The sequence below is a fragment of the Microbacterium sp. MMO-10 genome (assembly GCF_037148715.1).
Lineage (GTDB): Bacteria > Actinomycetota > Actinomycetes > Actinomycetales > Microbacteriaceae > Microbacterium.
Genome location: NZ_JBBCSV010000002.1, coordinates 637771 through 660901 on the forward strand (window position 1 = coordinate 637771; position 23131 = coordinate 660901).

Here is a 23131-nt window from a genome sequence, read left to right on the forward strand (position 1 = left end):
TCTTTCTATGGGGTGGTATCGGAACCGGTGAACAGTCTAGGAGTCGGCGGCGCCCGCTCAGGGGAGCACGACCACCTGCGCGCCGAACACGAGGCCGGCGCCGAAGCCGATCTGCAGCGCGAGACCGCCGCTGAGCTCGGGGTGCTCCTCGAGCAGACGGTGGGTCGCGAGTGGGATGGACGCGGCAGAGGTGTTGCCGGTGGTCTCGATGTCGCGGGCGATGACGGTGGTCTCCGGCAGCTTCAGCTGCTTGGCGAACTCGTCGACGATGCGCATGTTGGCCTGGTGCGGGATGAACGCGGCCAGGTCGGCCGCCTCGACCCCGGCCTGCTCGAGCGCCTGCTTGGCGACCTTCGCCATCTCCCAGACAGCCCAGCGGAACACCGTCGGGCCCTCCTGGCGCAGCGTCGGCCACGGCGCCTGGCCGTCGCGGAACTCGGTGAGGGTGTGGTTCATGCCCACGGCGTCGGACTTGGATCCGTCGGATCCCCAGACGGTCGCCGAGATGCCGGGGGTGTCGCTCGGACCGATCACGACGGCGCCCGCACCGTCGCCGAGCAGGAACGAGATGCTGCGGTCGGCCGGGTCGACGATGTCGGAAAGCTTCTCGGCGCCGATGACGAGAGCGTTCTTCGCGGCCCCCGCACGGATCAGGGCGTCGGCCTGTGCGACCGCGTAGGCGTACCCGGCGCACGCGGCGTTGATGTCATAGGCGGCCGCGGGGTTCGCGCCCACCCGGTCGGCGACGATCGCGGAGACCGACGGGGTCTGCTTCGGATTGCTGATCGTCGCCACGATGACGACGTCGATGTCGGAGGGTGCGAGGCCGGACTTCTCGATCGCCTCGGCCGCCGCGGCGGTCGACAGATCGATCGCATCGGTCTCCGGCACCGCGCGGGTGCGGGTGATGATGCCGGTGCGCTGGCGGATCCACTCGTCGCTCGAGTCGATCGGCCCGATCAGGTCGTCGTTGGGCACGGCGTTCTCGCCGCGCGCCGCACCGACGGAGTAGATGCGGGTGTACGCGGGGCCGGTGGCCTGCTTGAGCGTGGTCATGCTGCTTCTCCGTTGTCGTCGGTGCCGTTCAGCAGCGCGACCGCCGCGTCGAGGTCGTCGGGGGTCTTGACCGCGACGGCGGGCACGCCGCGCAGGCCGCGCTTGGCGAGGCCGGTGAGGGCGCCCGCGGGGGTGAGCTCGACGAGGCCGGTGATGCCCTTGTCGGCGAAGGAGGCCATGCACAGATCCCAGCGCACGGGCGAGGAGACCTGCGTGACGAGGTTCTCCAGCACGGTGGCGCCGTCGGCGAGCACCGAGCCGTCCTTGTTGGTCCACAGGGGCAGGGCGGGGTCGCTCGGGACCACATCCGCGATGGCCCGGCGGAGGGTCTCGACGGCGGAGGACATGTAGTCGGTGTGGAAGGCGCCGGCGACCTGCAGCGGGATCACGCGCGATCCGCGCACCGGGGCCTCTGCCAGTGCGGCGAGGGCGGGCAGCGCCCCCGCCGCCACGATCTGGCCGCCGCCGTTGTAGTTCGCCGGGGTGAGGTCCAGATCCGAGAGCAGGGCGAGCACCGCCTCCTCGTCACCGCCCAGGACCGCACTCATGCCGGTCGGAGTATGCGCGGCGGCGTCGGCCATCGCACGGCCGCGGATGCCCACGAGGCGCATGGCGGTCGCGGCGGGGATGACCCCGGCGCCCACGACGGCCGCGAACTCGCCGACGGAGTGGCCGGCGATGCCGTCGGCCGTGCGGCCCGCGCGTTCACGGAGGGCCTTCTCCGCGATGAGCGAGGCCGCGACGATCAGCGGCTGCGCGATGCGGGTGTCGCGGATCGTGTCCGCGTCGGAGACGGTGCCGTGCTCGATCAGATCGACCTCCGCGGCCTCGGAGTAGGCGGCCAGGTCTTCGGCGACGCCGTCGAGCTCGAGCCAAGGGGAGAGGAAGCCGGGGGTCTGGGAGCCCTGTCCCGGGCATGCGAAGACGATCACGTTCCCAGTCTGCCAACGATCTGTCGGTTTCGGTGGCACAACCCTCACAAGAATCCGCGAATCGGTTGTATCCGAGCCACAGAGCCCTCGGTCCTCGCGCGGTCGCGGAGCACCGGTGTCAGCGCAGACGCCGGGGGCGCAGCCCTCGACGCGCCGGGTCTGCGGTGCCGATCGTTCCGAGCACGAGCGCGGTCTGCAGGATGAAGGCCTCGCGCGGGCCGGTCGCATCCCAGCCGATGACCTCGCTGATGCGCTTCAGCCGGTACCGCACCGTGTTCGGATGCACGAACAGCTCGCGGGCGGTCGCCTCGAGAGACCGGCCGTTGTCGAGATAGCTCCACAGAGTGGTGACCAGATCGCTGGAATGGTCGTTCAGTGGGCGGAACACGCGCTCGATGAGGGTCTGCTTCGCCAGCGGGTCGCCGGCGATCGCCCGTTCGGGCAGCAGCTCGTCGGCGTCGACGGGACGCGGCGCACCGCGCCATGCGCGTGCGACGGCGAACCCGGCGAGGGCCGCCCGGGCGCTCTGCCCGGCGTCGACGAGTGCGGCGACCGCCGGGCCGACCACCACGTGCCCCGGGCCGAAGGACGGCTCGAACGTGCCGGCGATCTCGGCGAAGGAGAACTCGTCGGCGTCGAGGTCGTCGTCCGCCGCCGCCGGCTTCGCCCGGCCCACCACGAGCACCAGCCGGGAACCCTGCACGCCGATGAGCACGTCGACGGCCAGCTTGCGCGCGGTGCGGCGCACCTGGTCGACGTCGAACTGCGGCGGCGTGGTCCCGACGATCACGCAGACCTCGCCGTGACCGTGCCAGCCGAGCGCCGCGATGCGGCTGGGGAGCTCCTCGTCGGCCTCGCCCGTGAGGATCGAGTCGACGACCAGCGCCTCCAGGCGCGCGTCCCAGAGGCCCCTCGCCTCCGCCGCTCGGGCGTAGACGTCCGCGGCAGCGAAGGCCACGTCCCGCGAGTACAGCAGGATCGCGTCGCGCAGATGCCCGCCCTTGCCGGCCACGCGCTCCTCGGTCACTTCGACGGTGACCCGGATGAGCTGCAGCGTCTGCTGCAGGCTCACGCTGCGCAGCAGCTCGCGAGGGGCGGCCGCGAAGATGTCTGCGGCGATCCAGGGCGTCGACGTCGGATCGTCGTACCACTGGATGAACGAGGTGATGCCCGCCTGCGCCACCAGCCCGACGGCGGAGCGTCGGGCCGGAGGCATCTCGGCGTACCACGGCAGCGAGTCTTCGAGGCGCTGCAGGGTCGCCGTGGCGAGATCACCGGAGATGCGGCGCAACCACGCCAGCGTCTCCTCCTTGGTCATCTCAGGGGATCGGCTCATCGTGCTGCGCGGGTCAGCTCTCGCCGCCGGCGTTGCCGCTGGTTCCCGCGTTCACGTTGTACAGGTCGTACTTCGAGATCGCCTGGCCCACGACCGAGCGGTCGATGCGGCTCTGGTCGGCCAGTGCCTGCAGCGCGCGGACCACCATCGACGGTCCGTCGATCTTGAAGAACCGGCGGGCCGCGGCGCGCGTGTCGGCGAAGCCGAAGCCGTCGGCGCCGAGCGTGTAGTACGCGCCGGGGACCCACTGGCGGATCTGGTCCTGCACCGCGTGCATGTAGTCGCTCGTCGCGATGAACGGACCCTGGGCGTCCTTCAGCTTCTCGGTCAGGTACGCCGTGCGCGGCTCCTGCTCCGGGTGCAGGAAGTTGTGCTCGTCGGCGGCGAGGCCGTCGCGGCGCAGCTCGGTCCACGAGGTGACCGACCAGACGTTGGCGGAGACGCCCCAGTCGGCGAGGAGGAGCTCCTGCGCCTCGATCGCCCACGGCACGCCGACGCCGGACGCGAGCAGCTGCACGCGCTGACCCTCGCCCGATCCGACGGAGATGCGGTGCAGACCCTTCCGGATCCCCTCCACGTCCACGTCCTCGGGCTCGGCGGGCATCCGCATCGGCTCGTTGTACACGGTCAGGTAGTACATGACGTCCGGGTCGGGATGCGTGCCGCCGTACATGCGCTCGATGCCGTCCTGCACGATGTGCGAGACCTCGTAGCCGTAGGCCGCGTCGTAGACGAGCGTCGCGGGGTTCGTCGACGCGAGCAGCGGCGAGTGGCCGTCGGCGTGCTGGGTGCCCTCACCGGTCAGCGTGGTGCGACCGGCGGTGGCGCCGATGATGAAACCTCGGCCCATCTGGTCCCCGGCGGCCCAGAAGGCGTCTCCGGTGCGCTGGTAGCCGAACATCGAGTAGAAGATGTAGATCGGGATCAGCGGCTGGCCGTGCGTCGAGTAGGCCGTCGAGGTCGCCGTGAACGCGGCGACCGCACCGGCCTCGTTGATGCCGACGTGCATGAGCTGGCCCTGCGGGCTCTCCTTGTACGCGAGCAGCAGCTCCCGGTCGACCGAGGTGTAGTTCTGGCCGTTCGGGTTGTAGATCTTCGCGGTCGGGAAGTACGCGTCCATGCCGAACGTGCGGGCCTCGTCCGGGATGATCGGGACGATCCGCTCGCCGAAGCCCTTGACCCGCATGAGGTCCTTGATCATGCGCACGAAGGCCATGGTCGTGGCGACCTCCTGGTTGCCGGATCCCTTCTTCGGCAGCGCGTAGTCCTTCTCCTGCGGCAGTTCTAGGCCCACGTGGGTGGTGCGGCGCTCGGGGAGGAAGCCTCCGAGGTCGCGGCGGCGCTCCAGCATGTACTGGATCGTCTCGTCGTTCTGTCCCGGGTGGTAGTACGGCGGGCGGTACGGGTCGGCCTCGAGCTGCGCGTCCGTGATCGGGATGTGCATCGTGTCGCGGAAGAGCTTGAGGTCGTCCAGCGTCATCTTCTTCATCTGGTGCGTCGCGTTGCGCCCCTCGAAGTGCGGGCCGAGGCCGTAGCCCTTGACGGTCTTCGCGAGGATGACGGTCGGCTGGCCCTTGTGCTCCATGGCGGCCTTGTAGGCGGCGTACACCTTGCGGTAGTCGTGACCGCCGCGGCGCAGGTGCCAGATGTCGTCGTCCGAGTAGTCCTTGACGAGGGCGAGCGCGCGCTCGTCGCGGCCGAAGAAGTTCTCGCGGACGTAGGCGCCGCTCTCGGCCTTGAACGTCTGGAAGTCGCCGTCGGGCGTGACGTTCATGAGGTTCAGCAGGGCGCCGTCGGTGTCGCGGGCGAGCAGGTCGTCCCACTCACGGCCCCACACGACCTTGATGACGTTCCAGCCGGCGCCGCGGAAGAAGCTCTCCAGCTCCTGGACGATCTTGCCGTTTCCGCGCACCGGGCCGTCGAGGCGCTGCAGGTTGCAGTTGATCACGAAGGTCAGGTTGTCCAGGCCCTCGTTCGCCGCGACCTGGAGCTGTCCGCGGGACTCGACCTCGTCCATCTCGCCGTCGCCGAGGAACGCCCACACGTGGGAGTCGTTCTGCTTGATGCCGCGGTTGGCGAGGTACTTGTTCGTCATCGCCTGGTAGATCGCGTTGATCGGGCCGAGGCCCATCGACACGGTCGGGAACTGCCAGAACTCCGGCATCATCCGCGGGTGCGGGTAGGACGGAAGGCCGTTCGGCGCGCCGGACTTCTCCTGGCGGAACGCGTCGAGCTGCTGCTCGGCGATCCGGCCCTCGAGGAAGCCGCGGGCGTAGGCGCCGGGGGAGGCGTGGCCCTGGTAGAAGATCTGGTCGCCGCCGGACGGGTGGTCCTGGCCGCGGAAGAAGTGGTTGAAGCCGACCTCGTACAGCGAGGCGGCCGATGCGTAGGTCGAGATGTGTCCGCCCACACCGATGCCGGGGCGCTGCGCGCGGTGCACCGTGATCGCCGCGTTCCAGCGGATCCAGTGGCGGTAGCGGCGCTCGAGCTCCTCGTCGCCGGGGAACTCCGGCTCGTTCTCCGGGGCGATGGTGTTGATGTAGTCGGTGGTGGGCACCATCGGCACGCCCAGGTGCAGGTCCTTCGAGCGCTTCAGCAGGCTGAGCATGATCTCGCGGCCGCGGCCGTGGCCCTTCGCGCCGACGAGCTCGTCGAGCGATTGCTGCCATTCGCTGGTCTCCTCCGGGTCGCTGTCGAGCGGGCCCTGGGAGTACGGATCCTGGTCGTGAACAGTCACAGGAGGCCTTTCGTCTGTCTGGCAGGTCGTGCCAACGAAATCGGGATGCGGCGCGGGGGAGGCTTGTCGACTCCGCACAAGAGCGCGCGTCAGTCAGCCTAGCCCCGATCGCCGAGACCGGGCGCACGGAGGCGCCGAGGGTCGAGGTGCGCCCAGAGAGACTCGAACTCCCGACCACATCGGTGTAAACGACGTGCTCTACCAACTGAGCTATAGGCGCGTGCCTCCAGCCTAGCGGGGCGCGTGTGCCAGGCTGGGCGCATGAACCTTCCGCACGACGATGTCGACCCCGACGGTCTGCTGGAGTACTCGGTGGTCTTCACCGACCGCTCCCTGAACCACATGTCCGCGCGATTCATCGGCGTGATGCAGCGGATCCAGTCCGACCTGCGCGCCGCCTACGGCGCGTCGACCACGGCCGTGGTCCCGGGCGGCGGCACGTACGCCATGGAGGCGGTCGCCCGCCAGCTCGCCACAGGACGGCGCTGCCTCATCGTGCGCAACGGCCTGTTCTCCTACCGCTGGTCGCAGATCCTCGACGCCGGCGATATCGCGCAGAACGTCGTCGTCTGCGCGGCGAGGCCCGATTCGGATGACGCGCAGGCCGCGTGGGCGCCGGCGCCCATCGATGAGGTCGTCGCGGCGATCCGGGCGCAGCGCAGCGAGGTCGTGTTCGCACCGCACGTCGAGACCGCCGCAGGGATCCTCCTCCCGGACGAGTACGTGCGGGCCCTCGCCGACGCCGTCCACGAGGTCGGCGGGCTGCTGGTGCTGGACTCGATCGCGTCCGGCGCCCTCTGGGTGGACATGGCGGCGCTCGGCGTCGACGTGCTGATCTCCGCCCCGCAGAAGGGGTGGAGCGGATCCCCGGGCGCGGGGTACGTGATGCTCGGCGACGCGGGCCGGCAGGCCGTGACGTCGCGGGTCTCCTCGAGCTTCGCGATGGATCTGGCGAAGTGGCTGTGGATCGCGGAGGAGTACCGGGACCGCCGGGCTCCGTATCACGCGACGATGCCCACCGACACGCTGCAGCACAATGCGCTGCTGATGGCGGAGACCCGCGAACGCGGGTTCGAGGCGCTGCGCACCGCCCAGTGGGAGCTGGGCACCCGGGTGCGCGCACTCCTGGTCGATCGAGGCCTGCCGTCGGTCGCGGCAGCGGACTTCGCATCGCCGAGCGTGGCGGTCGTGCACACGACCGACCCTGCGCTGCGGACGGGCGCCGCCTTCCGCGAGCAGGGGCTGCAGATCGCGGCAGGGGTGCCCCTGCACTGCGGCGAGCCCGATTCGTTCTCGACGTTCCGGATCGGTCTCTTCGGTCTCGACAAGCTCGCCGACGTGGACGGTACGGTGCAGCGTCTCGCCGACGCTCTGGACCGGATCGGGCGCTGAGCCCGACCCGGTCCCGCGGTGCTCAGCGTCCGGTCGCCGTGACGCTCTCCGGCCGCAGATCCAGCCGTCGCAGGAGCTGTGCGTTGAGCGCGACGACGACCGTGGACACCGACATGAGCACCGCTCCGACCGACATCGGCAGGAGGAACCCGATCGGCGCCAGAACGCCGGCGGCCAGGGGGACGGCGGCGAGGTTGTAGCCCGCCGCCCACCACAGGTTCTGCCGCATCTTGCGATAGGCCGCGCGGGACAGCTCGATCGTGGAGACGACCGAGCGGGGATCCGAGCTCGCGAGCACCACTCCGGCCGAGCCGATGGCGACGTCGGTGCCCGCGCCGATCGCGATGCCGACGTCGGCCTTGGCCAGCGCCGGAGCGTCGTTGACCCCGTCGCCCACCATGGCGACGACGCGGCCCTCGCTCTGGAGCTCGCCGACGCGAGCCGCCTTGTCCTCAGGCCGCACGCCGGCGAAGTAGCGCCGGATGCCGAGCTCTGCGGCCACCGAGGCGGCGACCGCTTCCGCGTCCCCGGTGATCATGACCACGTCGATGCCGCGCCTCTGCAGTGCCTGCACGGTCGTGCGCGACTCCTCGCGGATCGCATCAGCCAGACGGAGGGCGCCTGCGACGACGCCGTCGACGAGCACGTGCAGGATGATCGCGCCCTGCGCACGCCACTGGTCGGAGACCGCCATCTCGGCGACGCCGGCGCGGGCGAGCAGGGCGGGCCCGCCGACCTCGACGATGCGCCCGGCGACCGTCGCGCGCACGCCCAGCGCCGGCTCGGACCGGAATCCCGACGCCTCGGTCCGCGGCAGCCCCCGGTGCTCCGCCGCGATGCGGATCGCCGCGGCGAGAGGATGCTCGGAGTCCGCCTCGGCGGAGGCCGCGACCGCGAGCAGCTCGTGGTCGGTGAAACCGGGGGCGGCGGCCACCGCCGTCACGGCGGGCGCCCCTTCGGTGAGCGTGCCGGTCTTGTCGAACAGCACGGCGTCGACCTGACGCATCCGTTCGAGCGCCATCCGATCCTTGACGAGGATTCCGCCGCGCGCCGCGCGTTCGGTCGCGATCGACACGACGAGCGGGATGGCGAGCCCCAGCGCATGCGGGCAGGCGATCACGAGCACGGTGATGACGCGGACCACGGCGGCGTCGGGCAACCCGATCGCCGTCCAGACGATCGCGGTGAGGACGCCCGAGATGAGGGCGAACCAGAACAGCCAGCCCGCCGCACGGTCGGCCAGGCGCTGTGCTCGCGACGACGAGGCCTGCGCCTCGGCGACCAGCCGGCCGATCCCGGCGAGCGCCGTGTCCTCGCCGACGGCGGTCACCCGCGCGCGCAGCGCCGAGTCGGTCGCGATCGTTCCGGCGACGACGGGGTCGCCGACGGAGCGGGCGACCGCACGCGATTCGCCGGTGATCATGGACTCGTCCACCTCGGCGGACCCCTGCACGACCGTCGCGTCGGCCGGCACGCGCCCGCCGGGGCGGATCAGCACGAGGTCGCCGATCCGCAGATCGGCGGGAGCGACCATCTCGACCTCGTCGCCGACGACGCGCTCGGCGGAATCGGGGAGCAGCGCGGCGAGCGAGTCGAGCGCGGAGGTCGTCTGGGCCAGGGAGCGCATCTCGATCCAGTGGCCGAGGAGCATGATGACGATCAGCAGCGCCAGCTCCCACCAGAAGTCGAGTTCGTGGTCGAGGAGCCCGAGCGTCGCACCCCAGGAGGCGAGGAAGGCCACGGTGATCGCGAGGGCGATGAGCAGCATCATCCCGGGTCGCCGTGCGCGCAGCTCGCCGACAGCGCCGACGAGGAAGGGCCGCCCGCCCCAGACGAAGAGCACGGTGCCGATCACCGGAGGGACCGCGCGCAGCACGAGGAGATCGGGCACCTCGTAGCCGACGAGCATGGCGAACATGGGGGAGAGCGCCACGACGGGCACGGCCAGCACGAGCATGATCCAGAACAGGCGCCGGAACTGCGCGACGTGGTCGCCGTGACCGCCGTGACCGCCTCCGGTGCCGTGGTCGCCGTGACCCGTTTCGTTGTCGTGGTCGCCGTGCCCCGCGTGAGCGGCGTGGCCTGCGTGCGGGGCGTGGCCGCCATGCTCCGCGTGCGGGCCGTGCGGCGTTTCGTGCATCGGCGCGTCGTCGTGCGCGTGGGTGGTTCCGTGCATCGCTCGTTCGTCCATGATGACTCCAACCATATACCCCCTAGGGGTATTCCGCGGGAGAGGTGCGCCCGCGGGGTCATAGAGTGGATCCGATGGATGAGGCGGCCGGCGACCGGGATCCCGCGCGGCGTTGCCCCTGCGGGAGCGGCGATCGGTTCGACGCCTGCTGCGGGCCCCTCCTCGCGGGCCGCGCCGCGCCGACCGCCGAGCGTCTGATGCGCTCCCGCTACACCGCGTTCGCGATCGGCGACACCGAGTACCTGCGGCTTTCCTGGCATCCCTCCACGCGGCCCACGCGGCTGGACCTCGACGAAGACGTGCGGTGGCTCCGTCTCGACATCATCGCGAGGAGCTCGGGCGGGCCGTTCGACACGGAGGGCGTGGTGGAGTTCGAGGCGATCCACCGCTCGGCGGCCGGCCGCGGCGTCCTGCACGAGCGCAGCCGGTTCCTCCGCGAGTCCGGACACTGGTACTACCTCGACGGCGACGTGTCCTGACGGATCCTGCCGCGCAGGCGGATGCTCGTCTGGCGTAGGTTTGAGGGCGTGAAAGCCAACCCCGCGCACCAGATCGTGCTCCTCGACATCGCCGACATCGACCGCCGCATCCTGCAGGCCGACCACGCGCGCACGCACCCGGTCCAGGGGGAGCGGATCAACGAGCTCGCCGCCCAGCGCCAGGGGCAGCTGCGCGAGCTGACCGAGCTCTCCGGTGCGAGGGACGACGTGCAGGCGGAGCTCAAGCGGCTGGAATCCGACGTCGCACTGGCGGCGCAGCGGCGCGATCGCGACGCCGAGCGGCTCGCGGCGACGCAGAATCCCAAGGACGCGGTCGCTCTGGAGCAGGAGATCGCGAGCCTCGGACGACGGATCAGCGATCTCGAGGACGCGGAGCTCGAGATCATGGGCCGGCTCGAGGACGCCGACGCCGCCGTCGCGGCCCAGCAGGCTCTCATCGACGAGACGGTCGCCGAGGGCACCCGACTGACCGCCGAGGCCAAGGCGCTGATCGCCGCGGCCGTGACCGAGGGGGAGCAGCTCGCCCGGGATCGGGTCGCGCTCGTCGACTCCGTCTCGCCCTCGCTCATGGCGGAGTACCAGCGGCGGTCCGGTCGGACCGCGGGGGCGGCGCTGCTGCGCCGCGCCACGTGCGAGGGCTGTCGGATGGTCCTGTCGGGGACGGATCTGAACGTCATCCGTCAGGCTGCCGATGACGACGTGGTGTCCTGCCCCGAGTGCGGCTGCATCCTGGTGCGCACCGAGGAGTCGGGACTGAGGAGCAGCGCCGCCGCGGCGGACTGACCTCGTCCGCGCGGCGTCGCCGTGCTCGTCAGAACTCTTCGTGGGTGGCGGGATCGGCGCCCCAGAGGCGCCCGTCGGATTCGCCCAGCGCGGTGATGGCGTCGACGTCGTCCCGGTTCAGACGCACCTGCGCCGCGGCGAGGTTCTGCGCCTGATGCTCGGCTGAGGCCGCCTTCGGGATCGCGACCACGCCGCGCGCGGCGTGCCAGGCGAGCACGGTCTGCGCCGGCGTGATCCCGCGTGCGGCGGCGATCGTCGTGATGACCGGGTCCTCGAGCACCTTGCCGGCCCGCCCGAGCGGACTCCAGGCCTCGGTGATGATCCCGCGGGCGCGGTGGTAGGCGAGCGCCTCCTCCTGCGGGTAGCGGGGATGCAGCTCGATCTGGTTCACGACCGGTCGCACACCCGTCGCGTCCTCGATGCGCTCCAGGTGCTCCGGAAGGAAGTTCGAGACGCCGATCTGGTGGACGAGTCCTCGCTCGCGCGCCTCGATCAGCGCCTGCCACGCCTCGACGTACGAGTCCTGGCGCGGCAGCGGCCAGTGGATGAGGAACAGGTCGATCGCCTCGGCTCCCAGGCGGAAGCGGCTCTCCTCGATCGCGTCGAGCGCCTTCTCCCGCCGGTGGTGGCGGCCGGCCAGCTTCGAGGTGACGATGAGCTCGGCGCGATCGACGGCGGCGCCGGAGATGCCCCAGCCCACCGCGCCCTCGTTCTCGTAGTTGAACGCGGAGTCGATCAGCCGGTAGCCGCTCTCGATTCCGCTGCGGACGGCGTCCGCGCCCGCCTCGCCGCGGAATCCGTAGGTGCCGAGGCCCTGGACGGGCAGGGTGAAGCCGTTGTGGGCGATGAAGGGGGATGCGTCGGACATGGGGTCTCCTCTTTGGTGCTTCCACGCTAACGGTGCTCGAGGTCCTCCGTGCGGGACGCGATACACGCCGACATACCCGGTCGTCACCGGTTCGTCAGGGAGTCTGTCGCGCACCGCGCCGGAGACGGCGTAGATTCGAAGACATGATCGAATCGGCCGTTCCGCACGAGGTCGTGCTGGGACGCTCGGATCGGCCCGAGCACTGGTGCCTCGTGTCGTTCGGTGCGGACGGGGCGGAGCAGGGGATGCGGGAGCTTCCCGGGGCCGGCCTGCACGCCGCGATCGCGGCGATCGAGGAGACGGCGCACCCGCGCTGGGTGGTGCGGAGCCTGCGCGACGTCTATCCGCCGCTGCTCGCCGCGGGGATCCGGATCCGTCGCGCGCACGACCTGCTGCTCTGCCACGCGATCCTGCGCGACACCGCGAGCCTCGCGGAAGCGGTGCCGCCGTCCCCGCGCTGGATCCGCGTGGATCCGCTCGCGGGGTCGGCGGCGGCGCCCGCGCTGTTCGACCTGCACGACGTCGCAGTGTCGCCGGCCGATCAGGTGCCCGAGATCGACGAGCTCCGCGCCGAGTTCGCCCGGCAGAGGTCGGCCCTGCGCCGGGCTCCGGACGGGCGGCTGGCGCTGCTCTGCGCGGCGGAGTCGACCGGCGCGCTGATCGCCGAGGAGATGACAGCGGCCGGGGTGCCGTGGAGCACGAACGTGCACGAGCGGCTCCTCACGGAGGCTCTCGGCCCTCGTCCCGTCCCCGGGGCGCGCCCGGCGCGGATGGCCGAACTCGCCGCCGAGATCGCGCGCACGCTGGAAGACCCCTCGGTCAACCCGGACAGTCCGCCGCGGCTGCTGAAGTCCCTGCGTCGTGCCGGCATCCTCGTCGACTCCACCTCCCGCTGGGAGCTGGGGGAGATCGAGCACCCGGTCGTGGAGCCGCTCCTCGCCTACAAGAAGCTCGCGCGGCTGTTCACCGCGAACGGCTGGCACTGGCTGGGCGAGTGGGTGCGCGATGAGCGCTTCCGCCCGATCTATCTGACCGGCGGCGTCGTCACGGGCCGCTGGGCCTCCAGCGGCGGGGGTGCGCTGCAGATCCCGCGGAGCCTGCGCCCGGCGGTGCGCGCCGATGAGGGATGGGTGCTGGTGAGCGCCGACGTCGCCCAGCTGGAGCCGCGTGTGCTCGCGGCGATGTCCAAGGACGGCGCGATGGCGGCCGCGGCGCGGGGCGCAGATCTGTACGAGGGCGTCGTGCGCTCCGGAGCCGTGCAGACGCGGCAGGACGCCAAGTACGCGGTGCTGGGCGCGATGTACGGCGCGACGACCGGGCCCAGCGGCCAGCTCGGGCCCCGGCTGCGCAGCGTCTTCCCACGCGCGATGGCGCTCGTCGACGGCGCGGCGAAGACCGGCGAGGACGGCGGGGTGGTCTCGACCCTGCTGGGGCGCAGCTCGCCGCGACCGGATGCGGCCTGGACCGCTGCACAGTCGCGTGCGAGCGATCCCGACGCCGATGGCGCCGACGAGCGGGTGGCACGCAGCAGGGCGAGGGATCGCGGCCGGTTCACGCGTAACTTCGTCGTGCAGGGAACCGCGGCCGAGTGGTCGCTGCTGTGGCTCGCCGAGATCCGGCATCGGCTGAGCGCGCTGCCCGAGGCCGCCCGGCCCGCCGCGGGGTCGGGTCCGGTGTTCGGTCGTCGCCCGCATCTCGCCTTCTTCCTGCACGACGAGGTGATCGTGCATGCGCCGGCGGAGCTCGCCGACGAGGCCGCACAGGCGGTGCGGGACTCCGCCGATGCCGCGACCCGCCGCCTCTTCCCGGGATTCGACATCGACATCCCGCTCGATCTGCGCATCGCCGAGGATGCGGGGAAGTCCTCGTAGACTGGTCGGGAACGGGTCGGCCGGACGGTCGCGTGGCGGGAGACCGCACCGAGGAACGTCCGGGCTCCACAGGGCAGGGCGGTGGGCAACACCCACCCGGAGCAATCCGCGAGACAGTGCCACAGAGAGAAGACCGCCCCCGCCGTCAGGCGCGGGGTAAGGGTGAAAGGGTGGTGTAAGAGACCACCGGGGGCCGTGGCGACACGGCCCGCCAGGTAAACCTCGCCCGGAGCAAGGCCAGACAGGGGATGATGACGCGGCTCGCCGAGTCCCCGGGTAGGCCGCTGGAGCGGCGCGGCAACGCGTCGCCGAGAGAGATGACCGTCGAAGGGACACCCCGAGAGGGGCCCCGGAACAGAACCCGGCGTACAGGCCGGCCCGTTCCCCGCACGGAGAAGGCCCGGATCCGCAGCAGTGCGGATCCGGGCCTTTCGTGCGGGGGCCGGAGGTGTGCGGTATCAGTCCGCGGCGAGCGACGCGGCGCCGATGATGCCCGAGGAGTTGCGGTGCACCGCGGCCACGATCGGGGTCTTCAGATCCAGCAGCGGCAGGAACTTCTCGGGGTGCTTGGAGACGCCGCCGCCGACGACGAACAGGTCGGGGCTGAACAGGAACTCGACGTGCGAGAAGAAGTCCTGCAGGCGCGCCGACCACTCGGCCCAGTCCAGCTGATCGCGCTCCATGGCCGAGTACGCCGCCCACTTCTCGATCGACTCGCCGCGGAAGTCGAGGTGGCCGAGCTCGGTGTTGGGAACCAGCACGCCGTTGTAGAGGAATGCGGATCCGATGCCGGTGCCGAGCGTGGCGAGGATCGTGAGGCCCCGCGCGTCGCGGGCCGCGCCGTGGCGGCTCTCGGCGACACCGGCGGCATCGGCGTCGTTCACGAAGGTGATCTGCCGGCCGAGGCCGTCCTCGAAGAACCGCTCCGCCTCGAAGTCGATCCAGTCCTTGGCGATGTTGGCCGCGGACAGGGTGCGGCCGTGCTTCACGATCGCGGGGAAGGCGACGCCCAGGGGGAGCCGGGAGTCCTGCACGCCGAGGGTCGAGAGCACCTGCTTGACCGTCTCGAGCACGTCCGCGGGCTTCGCGCCCTTCGGGGTCGGGATCCGGATCCGGTCGGATTCCAGGGTGCCGTGCTCGAGGTCGACGACACCCGCCTTGATGCCGGTCCCGCCGATGTCCACGCCGATCGCTTTTGCCATGCGCAACAGCCTAGCGAGACGCGGGAGCCCCAGTAGGATCGTGACAAGCACACAGGAGGAGCAGCGATGAGCGACGCGCACCGCGACGACAAGTACGACGGCGAAGACTTCGGCGACGAGAAGTACTGGTTCAACAGCAAGACCGGGCAGGTCGAGCACGGCATGCTGTCCTCCTCCCTCGACCGCATCGGGCCCTTCGACACCGCAGAGGAGGCGGCTCGCGCCCCGCAGGTGCTCAAGGAGCGCTCGCGGCTCTGGGCCGACGAGGACGCGGCGGAGGACGACTGGGGCGGGGCGGACGGCGCTCGATGAGCGGGATGGACAAGCAGCGGGACTTCGTGCTGCGCACCATCGAGGAGCGGGGCGTCAAGTTCATCCGCCTCTGGTTCACCGATGTGATCGGCACGCTGAAGTCGGTGGCGATCGCTCCGGCCGAGGTGGAGGGTGCCTTCGCGGAAGGCATCGGTTTCGACGGCTCGGCGATCGAGGGTCTCACGCGGACCTTCGAGTCGGATCTGCTCGCGCAGCCGGACCCGACGACGTTCCAGATCCTCCCGTGGCGCGGGGAGATCGACCCGACGGCCCGCATGTTCTGCGATCTGACGACGCCGGACGGGCGTCCGGCGGTCGCCGATCCGCGGCACGTCCTCAAGCGCACCCTCGCCAAGGCGGCCGATGCGGGCTTCACGTTCTACACGCATCCGGAGATCGAGTTCTATCTGCTGAAGTCGTCGCAGTTCGGGCCCGAGGGCCCGGTGCCGGTCGACTCGGCGGGCTACTTCGACAACGTCCCGGGCGGCACGGCGCACGACTTCCGCCGCCGCTCGGTGCGGATGCTCGAAGACCTCGGGATCTCGGTCGAGTACAGCCACCACGAGGGCGGTCCCGGGCAGAACGAGATCGACCTGCGCTACGCGGACGCGCTCACCACGGCGGACAACATCATGACGTTCCGCACCGTGGTGAAGGAGGTGGCCATCGAGCAGGGCGTCTACGCGACGTTCATGCCGAAGCCGCTGAGCAACCACCCGGGCAGCGGCATGCACACGCACATGTCGCTGTTCGAAGGCGACCTGAACGCGTTCTACGAGGAGGGCGCCAAGTACCAGCTCTCCCGCACCGGACGCCAGTTCATCGCGGGCCTGCTCCGGCACGCGAACGAGATCGCGGCTGTGACGAACCAGTTCGTCAACTCGTACAAGCGGCTCTGGGGCGGCGATGAAGCCCCGAGCTTCGTCACCTGGGGGCATGCGAACCGGTCCGCGCTCATCCGGGTGCCGATGTACAAGCCGAACAAGGGGCAGTCCACGCGGATCGAGTACCGCGCCCTCGACTCGGCGGCCAACCCCTATCTCGCGTACGCGCTCATGCTGGCCGCGGGCCTCAAGGGCATCGAGGAGGGGTACGAGCTGCCGCCGGAGGCGGAGGACAACGTGTGGTCGCTGAGCGACACGGAGCGCCGTGCGCTGGGCTACGCGTCGCTGCCCGCGAGCCTGGACCACGCGCTCGAGCTGATGGAGGACTCGGAGCTCGTCGCGGAGACCCTCGGCGAGCAGGTGTTCACCTATGTCCTGCTGAACAAGCGCAAGGAGTGGGAGGCGTACCGCGGTCAGGTCACGCCGTTCGAGCTCAAGAGCAACCTCGAGCTGCTCTGATCGGGCCGCGTCGTGCCCCGATTCGACGATTCGCTCTCCCTCTCCGCTCTCGCACGGCTCGGCTTCGTCGAACTGTCGGAAGCGGCGGCGGGACTGCGTGAGCTGTCCGAGCTGTCCGGCGCTTCGCCCGCGGCGCTGATCGAGGGACTGCGCAGCGCGGACCCGGACGAGGCCCTCGCGGGCCTCATCCGGGTCGCGCGCCGTGACCCGGCGGCGGTGGTGGCCGTGCTCTCCGACGAGGGCGCCCGCACCCGGGCCTGGACCGTTTTCGGCGCCTCGCCCGGACTCGGGCGGTTCTTCGAACGCCGGCCGGCAGAGCTCGTCGTGCTTCAGGAGGACCGGCCCGCGCTGCCGACCGCTCAGGAGCTCGGCGCCGAGATGCTCGCATCCGTCGGCGCCGACGACGGGTTCGCCGCGACGGCGGACGCGGCGGCGCGCGTGCGTCTGCGTGTCGCCTACCGGCGCGCCGTGGTGCGGATCGCGGTCTGGGATCTGGCGGCGCCGGATCCGGTCGACGCCGTCGCCCCGGTCGCGTCGGCCCTCGCGGACGCGGCGTCGGCCGCGCTCGAGGCAGCTCTCGCGGTCGCCCGAGCAGAGGTCGCGGGAGCATCGGAGGATGCGCGCCGTGACGTGGCCCTCACCCGGCTGGCCATCATCGGCATGGGCAAGACGGGGGCCCGCGAGCTGAACTACGTCAGCGACGTCGACGTGATCTACGTCGCCGGCACGGAGGACGAGGAACGGCTGGACGAGTCCAAGGCCTTCGACATCGCCACGAGGCTTGCCCGCAGCACGATGCAGGCGATCTCGGGCATCGAGGCGGAACCGCCGCTGTGGGAGGTCGATGCGGCGCTGCGTCCCGAGGGCAAGCAAGGAGCGCTCGTGCGTTCGCTCTCCTCGCACGTGGCCTATTACGATCGCTGGGCGAAGAGCTGGGAGTTCCAAGCCCTGCTGAAGGCGCGCGCGATCGCCGGTGACGCCGATCTCGGCCGTGAGTATCTCGCCGCGGTGCAGCCCAAGGTGTGGTCGAGCGCGGCGCGGGAGGACTTCGTCGGCAGCGTTCAGCGCATGCGCGAGCGGGTCACCGAGCACATCGCTCCGGAAGACGTCCCCTACCAGCTGAAGCTCGGGCCGGGAGGCCTCCGTGACATCGAGTTCACCGTGCAGCTGCTCCAGCTGGTGCACGGGCTCACGGATCCCGAGATCCGCACCCGGGGCACTCTCGAGTCCCTGGATGCGCTCGTCCTCGGCGGCTACATCGGCCGTGCGGAGGCCGCGCTGTTCGGGCGCGACTACCGTGTGCTGCGTCTCATCGAGCATCGTCTGCAGCTCCGCGAGATGCAGCGGACGCATCTCGTCCCGCGCGAGGAGGAGGCGCTCCGCGTGCTCGGGCGCGCGACCGGTCTCGCGGAGACCGCGGACGGCATCCGGCGGGTCTGGGAGGACGTGCGCCGCGAGGTCCGCGACCTGCACACGCGCCTGTTCTACCGGCCGCTGCTGAGCGCGGTCGCCTCGCTGCCGGAGGAGGAGCGCACGCTCTCCACCGACCAGGCCCACGACCGCCTCGCGGCCATCGGCTTCCGCGACCCCGCCGGCGCCCTGCGGCACATCGGCGCGCTGACCACCGGCCTCAGCCGCAAGGCGACGATCCAGCGGCACCTGATGCCCGTCATGGTGCGCTGGTTCGCCGACGGCACCGATCCCGATTACGGCCTCATCGCGTTCCGGAGGATCAGCGAGCGCCTGGGGGACACCCCGTGGTTCCTGCGGATGCTGCGGGATTCGTCCGGCGCTGCGGAGCGGCTCACCCGGGTGCTGTCCACGTCCCGCTACATCGGCGAGTTGATGGAGTGGATCCCGGAGTCCGTCGCCTGGCTGGAGAGCACGGAGCAGCTGCGGCCCCGGCCCGGCCGGGCGCTGGACGAGGAGGCCAGGGCGATCCAGACCCGGCACGAGACGATCCTCGACGCGATGCGGTCGGTGCGGGCCCTACGACGGCGCGAACTGCTGCGGACTGCGATGGGTGCGGTGCTGGACGTGCTCACGATCGACGATGTCGCCGCCGCCCTCACCGCGATCACGGAGGCCACGATCCAGGCGGCACTGCGCGCTGTGCGGCGCGACGCGGTGCCGGCGGAGGACGACGCGCTCGATTTCTCGGTGATCGCGATGGGGCGCTTCGGGGGCGCGGAACTGGGATTCGGGTCGGATGCGGACGTGCTGTTCGTCTACGACGCGAACGGGATCGAGCCCCAGCGCGCGCAGCAGCTCGCGGCGCGCATGGTCGCCGGCCTGCGCGAGCACCTGACCGATCATCGTCTGCCTCTGGAACTGGACGCGGATCTGCGCCCGGAGGGCCGCAACGGTCCGCTGGTGCGCAGCCTCGACGCGTACGCGGAGTACTACCGGCGCTGGTCGCTGTCCTGGGAGGCGCAGGCGCTGCTGAGGGCCAGGGGGGTGGCCGGCAGCCACAAGCTCATCGAGCGCTTCACGTCCCTCGCGGACGGCGTGCGCTATCCCGAGGCGCTGGATGTGAACTCGCTGCGGGAGATCAAGCGCATCAAGGCGCGTGTGGAGGGGGAGCGCCTGCCGCAGGGGGTCGATCCGCGTCGCCATCTGAAGCTCGGGCCCGGCACGCTGAGCGACGTGGAGTGGCTGATCCAGATCGTCCAGCTGGAGCACGCCCACGCGGTACCCGCGCTGCGCACCACCTCGACCCTGGCGGCCCTCGACGTCGCTGTCGGTGCCGGCTTCGTACCGGAGGAGGCGGGGGAGCGGTTGCGCGAGGCATGGCGGTTGTCGAGCCGGCTGCGCTCCGCGATGACGCTGCTGACCGGCCAGACCAAGGACGTCCTGCCGGCGGATCCGCGAGAGCTCGACGGAGTGGGCCGGATCCTCGGCTACCCCGATCGCTCGGCGGTCGCGGTCGAGGAGGAGTACCTCCGCGTCACGCGCCGCGCGAGAAAGGTGTTCGAGACGCTGTTCTACGGCTGACGCGCGGAGATCCACCATTCGCACGGCGGAACGGGCAGGCTGAGACCATGACGAAGATCGGCGTGGTCCGCAACCCCGTGAAGCTCGCGTCCGAGGAGGAGGTGCGCGCGGCGATCCTGCAGAGCATCCCCGACGCCGACATCCGGTTCTCCACGACCACGGAGGACGACCCGGGGCGTGCCATGGCGCAGGACGCGGTCGACGCCGGCTGCGAGCTCATCCTCGCCGCAGGGGGCGACGGCACCGTACGCGCGGTCGCCGCCGTCGTCGCCGGAACCGACAGCGCACTGGGGATCCTGCCGCACGGCACCGGAAACCTGCTCGCCCGGAATCTCGGCGTGCCCCTGGACAGCACACAGGCCGCGGTCGCGCACGCCCTGGCCGCGGAGCCGCGCCGGATCGATGTGGGAACGATCGAGATCACCGACGGCGACGACCCGGGCGAGCACATGTTCGTGGTGATGGCCGGCCTCGGACTCGACGCGCGCATGCTGGAGGAGACGGACGACGAGCTCAAGGCGAAGGCGGGTTGGCTCGCCTATGTGAAGGCGCTCGGCGCGGCGGCGGCCGGGACCGAGCTGGTGCGCGCCTCGCTCTCCCTCGACGACGAGCCGGAGGATCGCGCGCAGCTCCACACGCTCCTGATCGGCAACTGCGGCATGATCCAGGGCGGGATCACGCTGCTTCCCGATGCCGCACCCGACGACGGCGTGCTGGATCTTCTGCTGGTCAGCGCGGACGGCGTCGCGGACTGGTTCGAGACCGTGCGCACCCTGGTCTGGGACAACGGACTGCGACGTCTGCTCGGTGGGGAGACCATGAGCACGGATGTGATGCGCCACGCGTCGGGCCGACGGGTCAGGGTCGAACTGGAGGAGGCGCAGCCGTTCCAGATCGACGGCGAACAGCACGGAACGGTGCGCGCCTTCACCGCGGCGATCCGGCCGGGCGTCCTGCTGGTCCGGGCCTGAGTTCCGAGAGCCCGTCTCTTCACCGAGACCTGGGCGGAGACACCGCGCGCCCCCGCCAGCGAGACCGGGGTTTGCATGTCTGCGCTCCGGGGACGAACATCGCACTGTGACCGAGTTCGACAGCATCGCGGCGGAACTCCTCTCCTGCGCGCCCGGTGACTTCGTGTCCGCGCGGGATGCCCGTGCGAAGGAGGCGCGGGACGCGCACCTCGCGGCGCGGATCCGCGCACTGCGCAAGCCGACCACCGCGGCCTGGGCCGTGAACCTCTTCGCGCAGGAGCGCGCGCCGCAGTTGCAGGACGCGCTCCAGCTCGCCGCCGCGCTGCGCGAAGCACAGGCCGAGCTCGACGCGCCGGCGCTCGCGAAGCTGGGCCGGGACCGGCGCGCGCTCACGGCGCGGCTCGCCGAGGACGCGGCAGAGCTCGCGCGCGCCCGCGGGGGACGCATCAGCGCCGGGACGCTCGACGCGGTGCAGCGGACCCTCTCGGCGGCGTTCTTCGACCCGGGCGCGGCAGCCGCCGTCGCCTCGGGAAGACTCCTGAGCGAGCTCGACGGCGACGGCACGCCCGTCGATCCGTCCACGGTGATCGCCGGCGACGTCGCGGACGCGCCGGTGGCAGCGACGCGACCCGACGACGACCTGGCCGCCCTGAGGGCGCGTCGTCGGGCGGAGCATACGCTGCGGCAGAACGAGCGAGAGCGCGCCACGGCCGAACGCGATCACGCTGCGGCCGAGCGGGCCGTCCAGGATGCATCGCGCCGCGGCGCTCAGCTCGCCGCGCGCATCGCCGAGCTCGAGGGCGAGCTCAGCGCCGTGCGGGAGAGCGCGCAGGCAGCGGCGATGGCGGTCGCGGGCGCCGAAGCGGAGGAGAGGCGGGCGGCGGCGGAGCTCGCGCGCCGGGAACAGATCGTCGCGGCGGCGCGCGCGGCATCGGACGCGCGCCCGGCCGGCTGAACGGAGGAACGAAGTACCCGCCTCAGCCGGGGGACGCTGAGACGGGTTCTTCGGAACTGCGGTTCTCCTGCGGACCAGCCCAGGAGAACCGCGGAATCTGCTTACACGCCGTAGTAGAGCTCGTACTCGTACGGGTGCGGGCGCTGTGCCATCGGCAGGATCTCGTTGTTGTACTTGTAGGAGATCCAGGTCTCGATGAGCTCCTCGGTGAACACGCCGCCCTCGAGGAGGAAGGCGTGGTCGGCGCGCAGCGCCTCGAGCGAGTCCAGCAGGGAGTTCGGCACCTGCGGGATGTTCTTGGCCTCCTCGGGCGGGAGCTCGTAGAGGTCCTTGTCGATCGGCTCGAGCGGCTCGATGCGGTTGCGGATGCCGTCGAGGCCCGCCATGAGCTGCGCGGCGAAGGCGAGGTACGGGTTGCCCGATGCGTCCGGCACGCGGAACTCGATGCGCTTGGCCTTCGGGTTCGAGCCCGTGAGCGGGATGCGGATCGCGGCGGAGCGGTTGCCCGCGGAGTAGGCCAGGTTGACCGGCGCCTCGAAGTGCTTCACCAGGCGGTGGTAGCTGTTCAGGGTCGGGTTGGTGAAGGCGAGCACCGCGTGCGCATGCTTGAGCAGGCCGCCGATGTACCAGCGCGCCGTGTCGCTGAGCTGGCCGTAGCCGTTCTCGTCGAAGAACAGCGGCTTGCCGTCGAGCCACAGCGACTGGTGCGTGTGCATGCCGGAGCCGTTGTCGCCGAACAGCGGCTTCGGCATGAACGTGACCGTCTTGCCCCACTCCTCGGCCGTGTTCTTGACGATGTACTTGAACTTCAGGATGTCGTCGGCCGCGTGCACCATGGTGTCGAAGCGGTAGTTGATCTCCTGCTGACCGGCGGTGCCGACCTCGTGGTGCGAGCGCTCGAGGTGGAAGCCGGAGTCGATCAGGCGCAGCGTGATGTCGTCGCGCAGGTCCGCGGTCTTGTCGACCGGCGCGACCGGGAAGTAGCCGCCCTTGAACGGCGTCTTGTTGCCGAGGTTGCCGCCCTCCTCCTCGCGGCCGCTGTTCCACGCGGCCTCCTCGGAGTCGACCTTGTAGAAGCTCTCACCGGCGGTGACGGAGTAGCGCACGTCGTCGAAGATGTAGAACTCGGCCTCGGGGGCGAAGTACGCGGTGTCGGCGATGCCGGTCGAGGCGAGGTACTTCTCGGCCTTCTTCGCCACCTGACGCGGGTCCTTGCTGTAGATCTCGCCGGTGCGCGGGTTGTAGATGTCGAACACCATGACGATGGTGCTCGCCTCGCGGAACGGGTCCACGTACGCGGTGGTCACGTCGGGGATGAGCTGCATGTCGGACTCGTGGATCGACGCGAAGCCGCGGATCGAGGAGCCGTCGAAGAGCTGGCCGTTGGCGAAGAAGTCCTCGTCGACCGTCGCAGCCGGGATGTTGAAGTGCTGCTGCACGCCGGGCAGGTCGGTGAAGCGGATGTCGAGGAACTTGACGTCGTTGTCGCGGATGTACGCGAGCACGTCGGCGGGGGTGGTGAACATGCATCAACTCCTGGAGGAACGGGTGCGGTCGAGCGACCTGCAAGCAGGTTACGGGCGAGGGATGACGCGGCCGTGTCTGGAATGTTTCCGGCGTGTTACGTCCGGGCGAGGGTCCGACGGCGGCGCGTCGGGTGCTCCGCATCGCCTCGCCTAGGCTGGAGG

17 protein-coding genes, 1 tRNA gene and 1 other RNA gene are annotated in these 23131 nt (G+C 70.9%); 10 read left to right on the forward strand and 9 right to left on the reverse strand.

What is annotated here, in order from left to right:
* Positions 1-57: 57 nt before the first annotated feature.
* The 5 genes from WFJ17_RS07390 to WFJ17_RS07410 form a co-directional block, all read right to left on the reverse strand.
* Positions 58-1056, reverse strand: coding sequence for a beta-ketoacyl-ACP synthase III (locus WFJ17_RS07390; protein WP_251439488.1), 999 nt, complete (start codon positions 1054-1056; stop codon positions 58-60).
* On the reverse strand, positions 1053-1988 hold the full coding sequence (locus WFJ17_RS07395; RefSeq protein ID WP_251439489.1) for an ACP S-malonyltransferase: 936 nt from the start codon (positions 1986-1988) through the stop codon (positions 1053-1055). The genes WFJ17_RS07390 and WFJ17_RS07395 overlap by 4 nt, the downstream gene beginning before the upstream one ends.
* A 118-nt stretch (positions 1989-2106) precedes the next feature.
* Complete coding sequence (locus WFJ17_RS07400; RefSeq protein ID WP_251439490.1) at positions 2107-3324, reverse strand: PucR family transcriptional regulator; 1218 nt, start codon at positions 3322-3324, stop codon at positions 2107-2109.
* A 13-nt stretch (positions 3325-3337) separates the two neighbouring features.
* A complete protein-coding gene (gene aceE / locus WFJ17_RS07405) occupies positions 3338-6061 on the reverse strand; it encodes a pyruvate dehydrogenase (acetyl-transferring), homodimeric type (RefSeq protein WP_336648065.1) in 2724 nt (907 codons plus the stop codon).
* 147 nt (positions 6062-6208) lie between these two features.
* Positions 6209-6281, reverse strand: a tRNA-Val gene (locus WFJ17_RS07410).
* Positions 6282-6322: 41 nt separating this feature from the next.
* Here WFJ17_RS07410 and WFJ17_RS07415 point away from each other — a divergent pair.
* Positions 6323-7453 carry an aminotransferase class V-fold PLP-dependent enzyme gene (locus WFJ17_RS07415; RefSeq protein ID WP_336648066.1) on the forward strand — a complete coding sequence of 377 codons (1131 nt, stop codon included), beginning with the start codon at positions 6323-6325 and terminating at the stop codon, positions 7451-7453.
* A gap of 22 nt (positions 7454-7475) precedes the next feature.
* Here WFJ17_RS07415 and WFJ17_RS07420 read toward each other — a convergent pair whose 3' ends face one another.
* A complete protein-coding gene (locus WFJ17_RS07420) occupies positions 7476-9644 on the reverse strand; it encodes a heavy metal translocating P-type ATPase (RefSeq protein ID WP_442927970.1) in 2169 nt (722 codons plus the stop codon).
* A gap of 74 nt (positions 9645-9718) precedes the next feature.
* Here WFJ17_RS07420 and WFJ17_RS07425 point away from each other — a divergent pair, with 74 nt between their 5' ends.
* On the forward strand, positions 9719-10123 hold the full coding sequence (locus WFJ17_RS07425) for a YchJ family protein (RefSeq protein ID WP_336648067.1): 405 nt from the start codon (positions 9719-9721) through the stop codon (positions 10121-10123).
* Between the two features lie 48 nt (positions 10124-10171).
* Positions 10172-10927 carry a zinc ribbon domain-containing protein gene (locus WFJ17_RS07430; protein ID WP_251439496.1) on the forward strand — a complete coding sequence of 252 codons (756 nt, stop codon included), beginning with the start codon at positions 10172-10174 and terminating at the stop codon, positions 10925-10927.
* A 28-nt stretch (positions 10928-10955) separates the two neighbouring features.
* On the opposite strand, the gene WFJ17_RS07435 is transcribed toward WFJ17_RS07430, so the two are convergent.
* Entirely contained in the window at positions 10956-11795 is an 840-nt protein-coding gene (locus tag WFJ17_RS07435; RefSeq protein ID WP_336648068.1) for an aldo/keto reductase, read from the reverse strand.
* Between the two features lie 143 nt (positions 11796-11938).
* On the opposite strand from WFJ17_RS07435, the gene WFJ17_RS07440 reads away from it, so the two are divergent.
* Together WFJ17_RS07440 and rnpB are read left to right on the forward strand one after the other, a co-directional pair.
* Positions 11939-13666 (forward strand): bifunctional 3'-5' exonuclease/DNA polymerase, encoded by a 1728-nt coding sequence (locus tag WFJ17_RS07440; RefSeq protein ID WP_251439498.1) that lies wholly within the window; start codon positions 11939-11941, stop codon positions 13664-13666.
* A 12-nt stretch (positions 13667-13678) separates the two neighbouring features.
* An RNA gene (rnpB, locus tag WFJ17_RS07445) (RNase P RNA component class A) lies at positions 13679-14051 on the forward strand.
* Between the two features lie 73 nt (positions 14052-14124).
* Here the strand turns inward: rnpB and ppgK are convergent.
* Positions 14125-14868, reverse strand: coding sequence for a polyphosphate--glucose phosphotransferase (ppgK, locus tag WFJ17_RS07450; protein WP_251439499.1), 744 nt, complete (start codon positions 14866-14868; stop codon positions 14125-14127).
* Positions 14869-14934: 66 nt separating this feature from the next.
* Here ppgK and WFJ17_RS07455 point away from each other — a divergent pair, with 66 nt between their 5' ends.
* From WFJ17_RS07455 to WFJ17_RS07475, 5 genes are all read left to right on the forward strand, one after another.
* The gene (locus tag WFJ17_RS07455; protein ID WP_292880366.1) at positions 14935-15180 is read left to right on the forward strand and encodes an SPOR domain-containing protein; all 246 of its coding nucleotides are present in this window, start codon (positions 14935-14937) and stop codon (positions 15178-15180) included.
* Positions 15181-15185: 5 nt separating this feature from the next.
* On the forward strand, positions 15186-16523 hold the full coding sequence (locus WFJ17_RS07460) for a glutamine synthetase family protein (protein ID WP_251439501.1): 1338 nt from the start codon (positions 15186-15188) through the stop codon (positions 16521-16523).
* A 12-nt stretch (positions 16524-16535) separates the two neighbouring features.
* On the forward strand, positions 16536-19517 hold the full coding sequence (locus WFJ17_RS07465; protein WP_336648069.1) for a bifunctional [glutamine synthetase] adenylyltransferase/[glutamine synthetase]-adenylyl-L-tyrosine phosphorylase: 2982 nt from the start codon (positions 16536-16538) through the stop codon (positions 19515-19517).
* A gap of 47 nt (positions 19518-19564) precedes the next feature.
* Positions 19565-20488, forward strand: coding sequence for a diacylglycerol/lipid kinase family protein (locus tag WFJ17_RS07470; RefSeq protein ID WP_336648070.1), 924 nt, complete (start codon positions 19565-19567; stop codon positions 20486-20488).
* 106 nt (positions 20489-20594) lie between these two features.
* Positions 20595-21443: a transposase gene (locus WFJ17_RS07475; protein ID WP_336648071.1), complete on the forward strand. Its 849-nt coding sequence runs from the start codon at positions 20595-20597 to the stop codon at positions 21441-21443.
* Positions 21444-21544: 101 nt separating this feature from the next.
* Here WFJ17_RS07475 and glnA read toward each other — a convergent pair whose 3' ends face one another.
* Positions 21545-22969, reverse strand: a complete 1425-nt coding sequence (gene glnA, locus WFJ17_RS07480; RefSeq protein ID WP_251439508.1) for a type I glutamate--ammonia ligase — start codon at positions 22967-22969, stop codon at positions 21545-21547.
* Positions 22970-23131 lie beyond the last annotated feature (162 nt).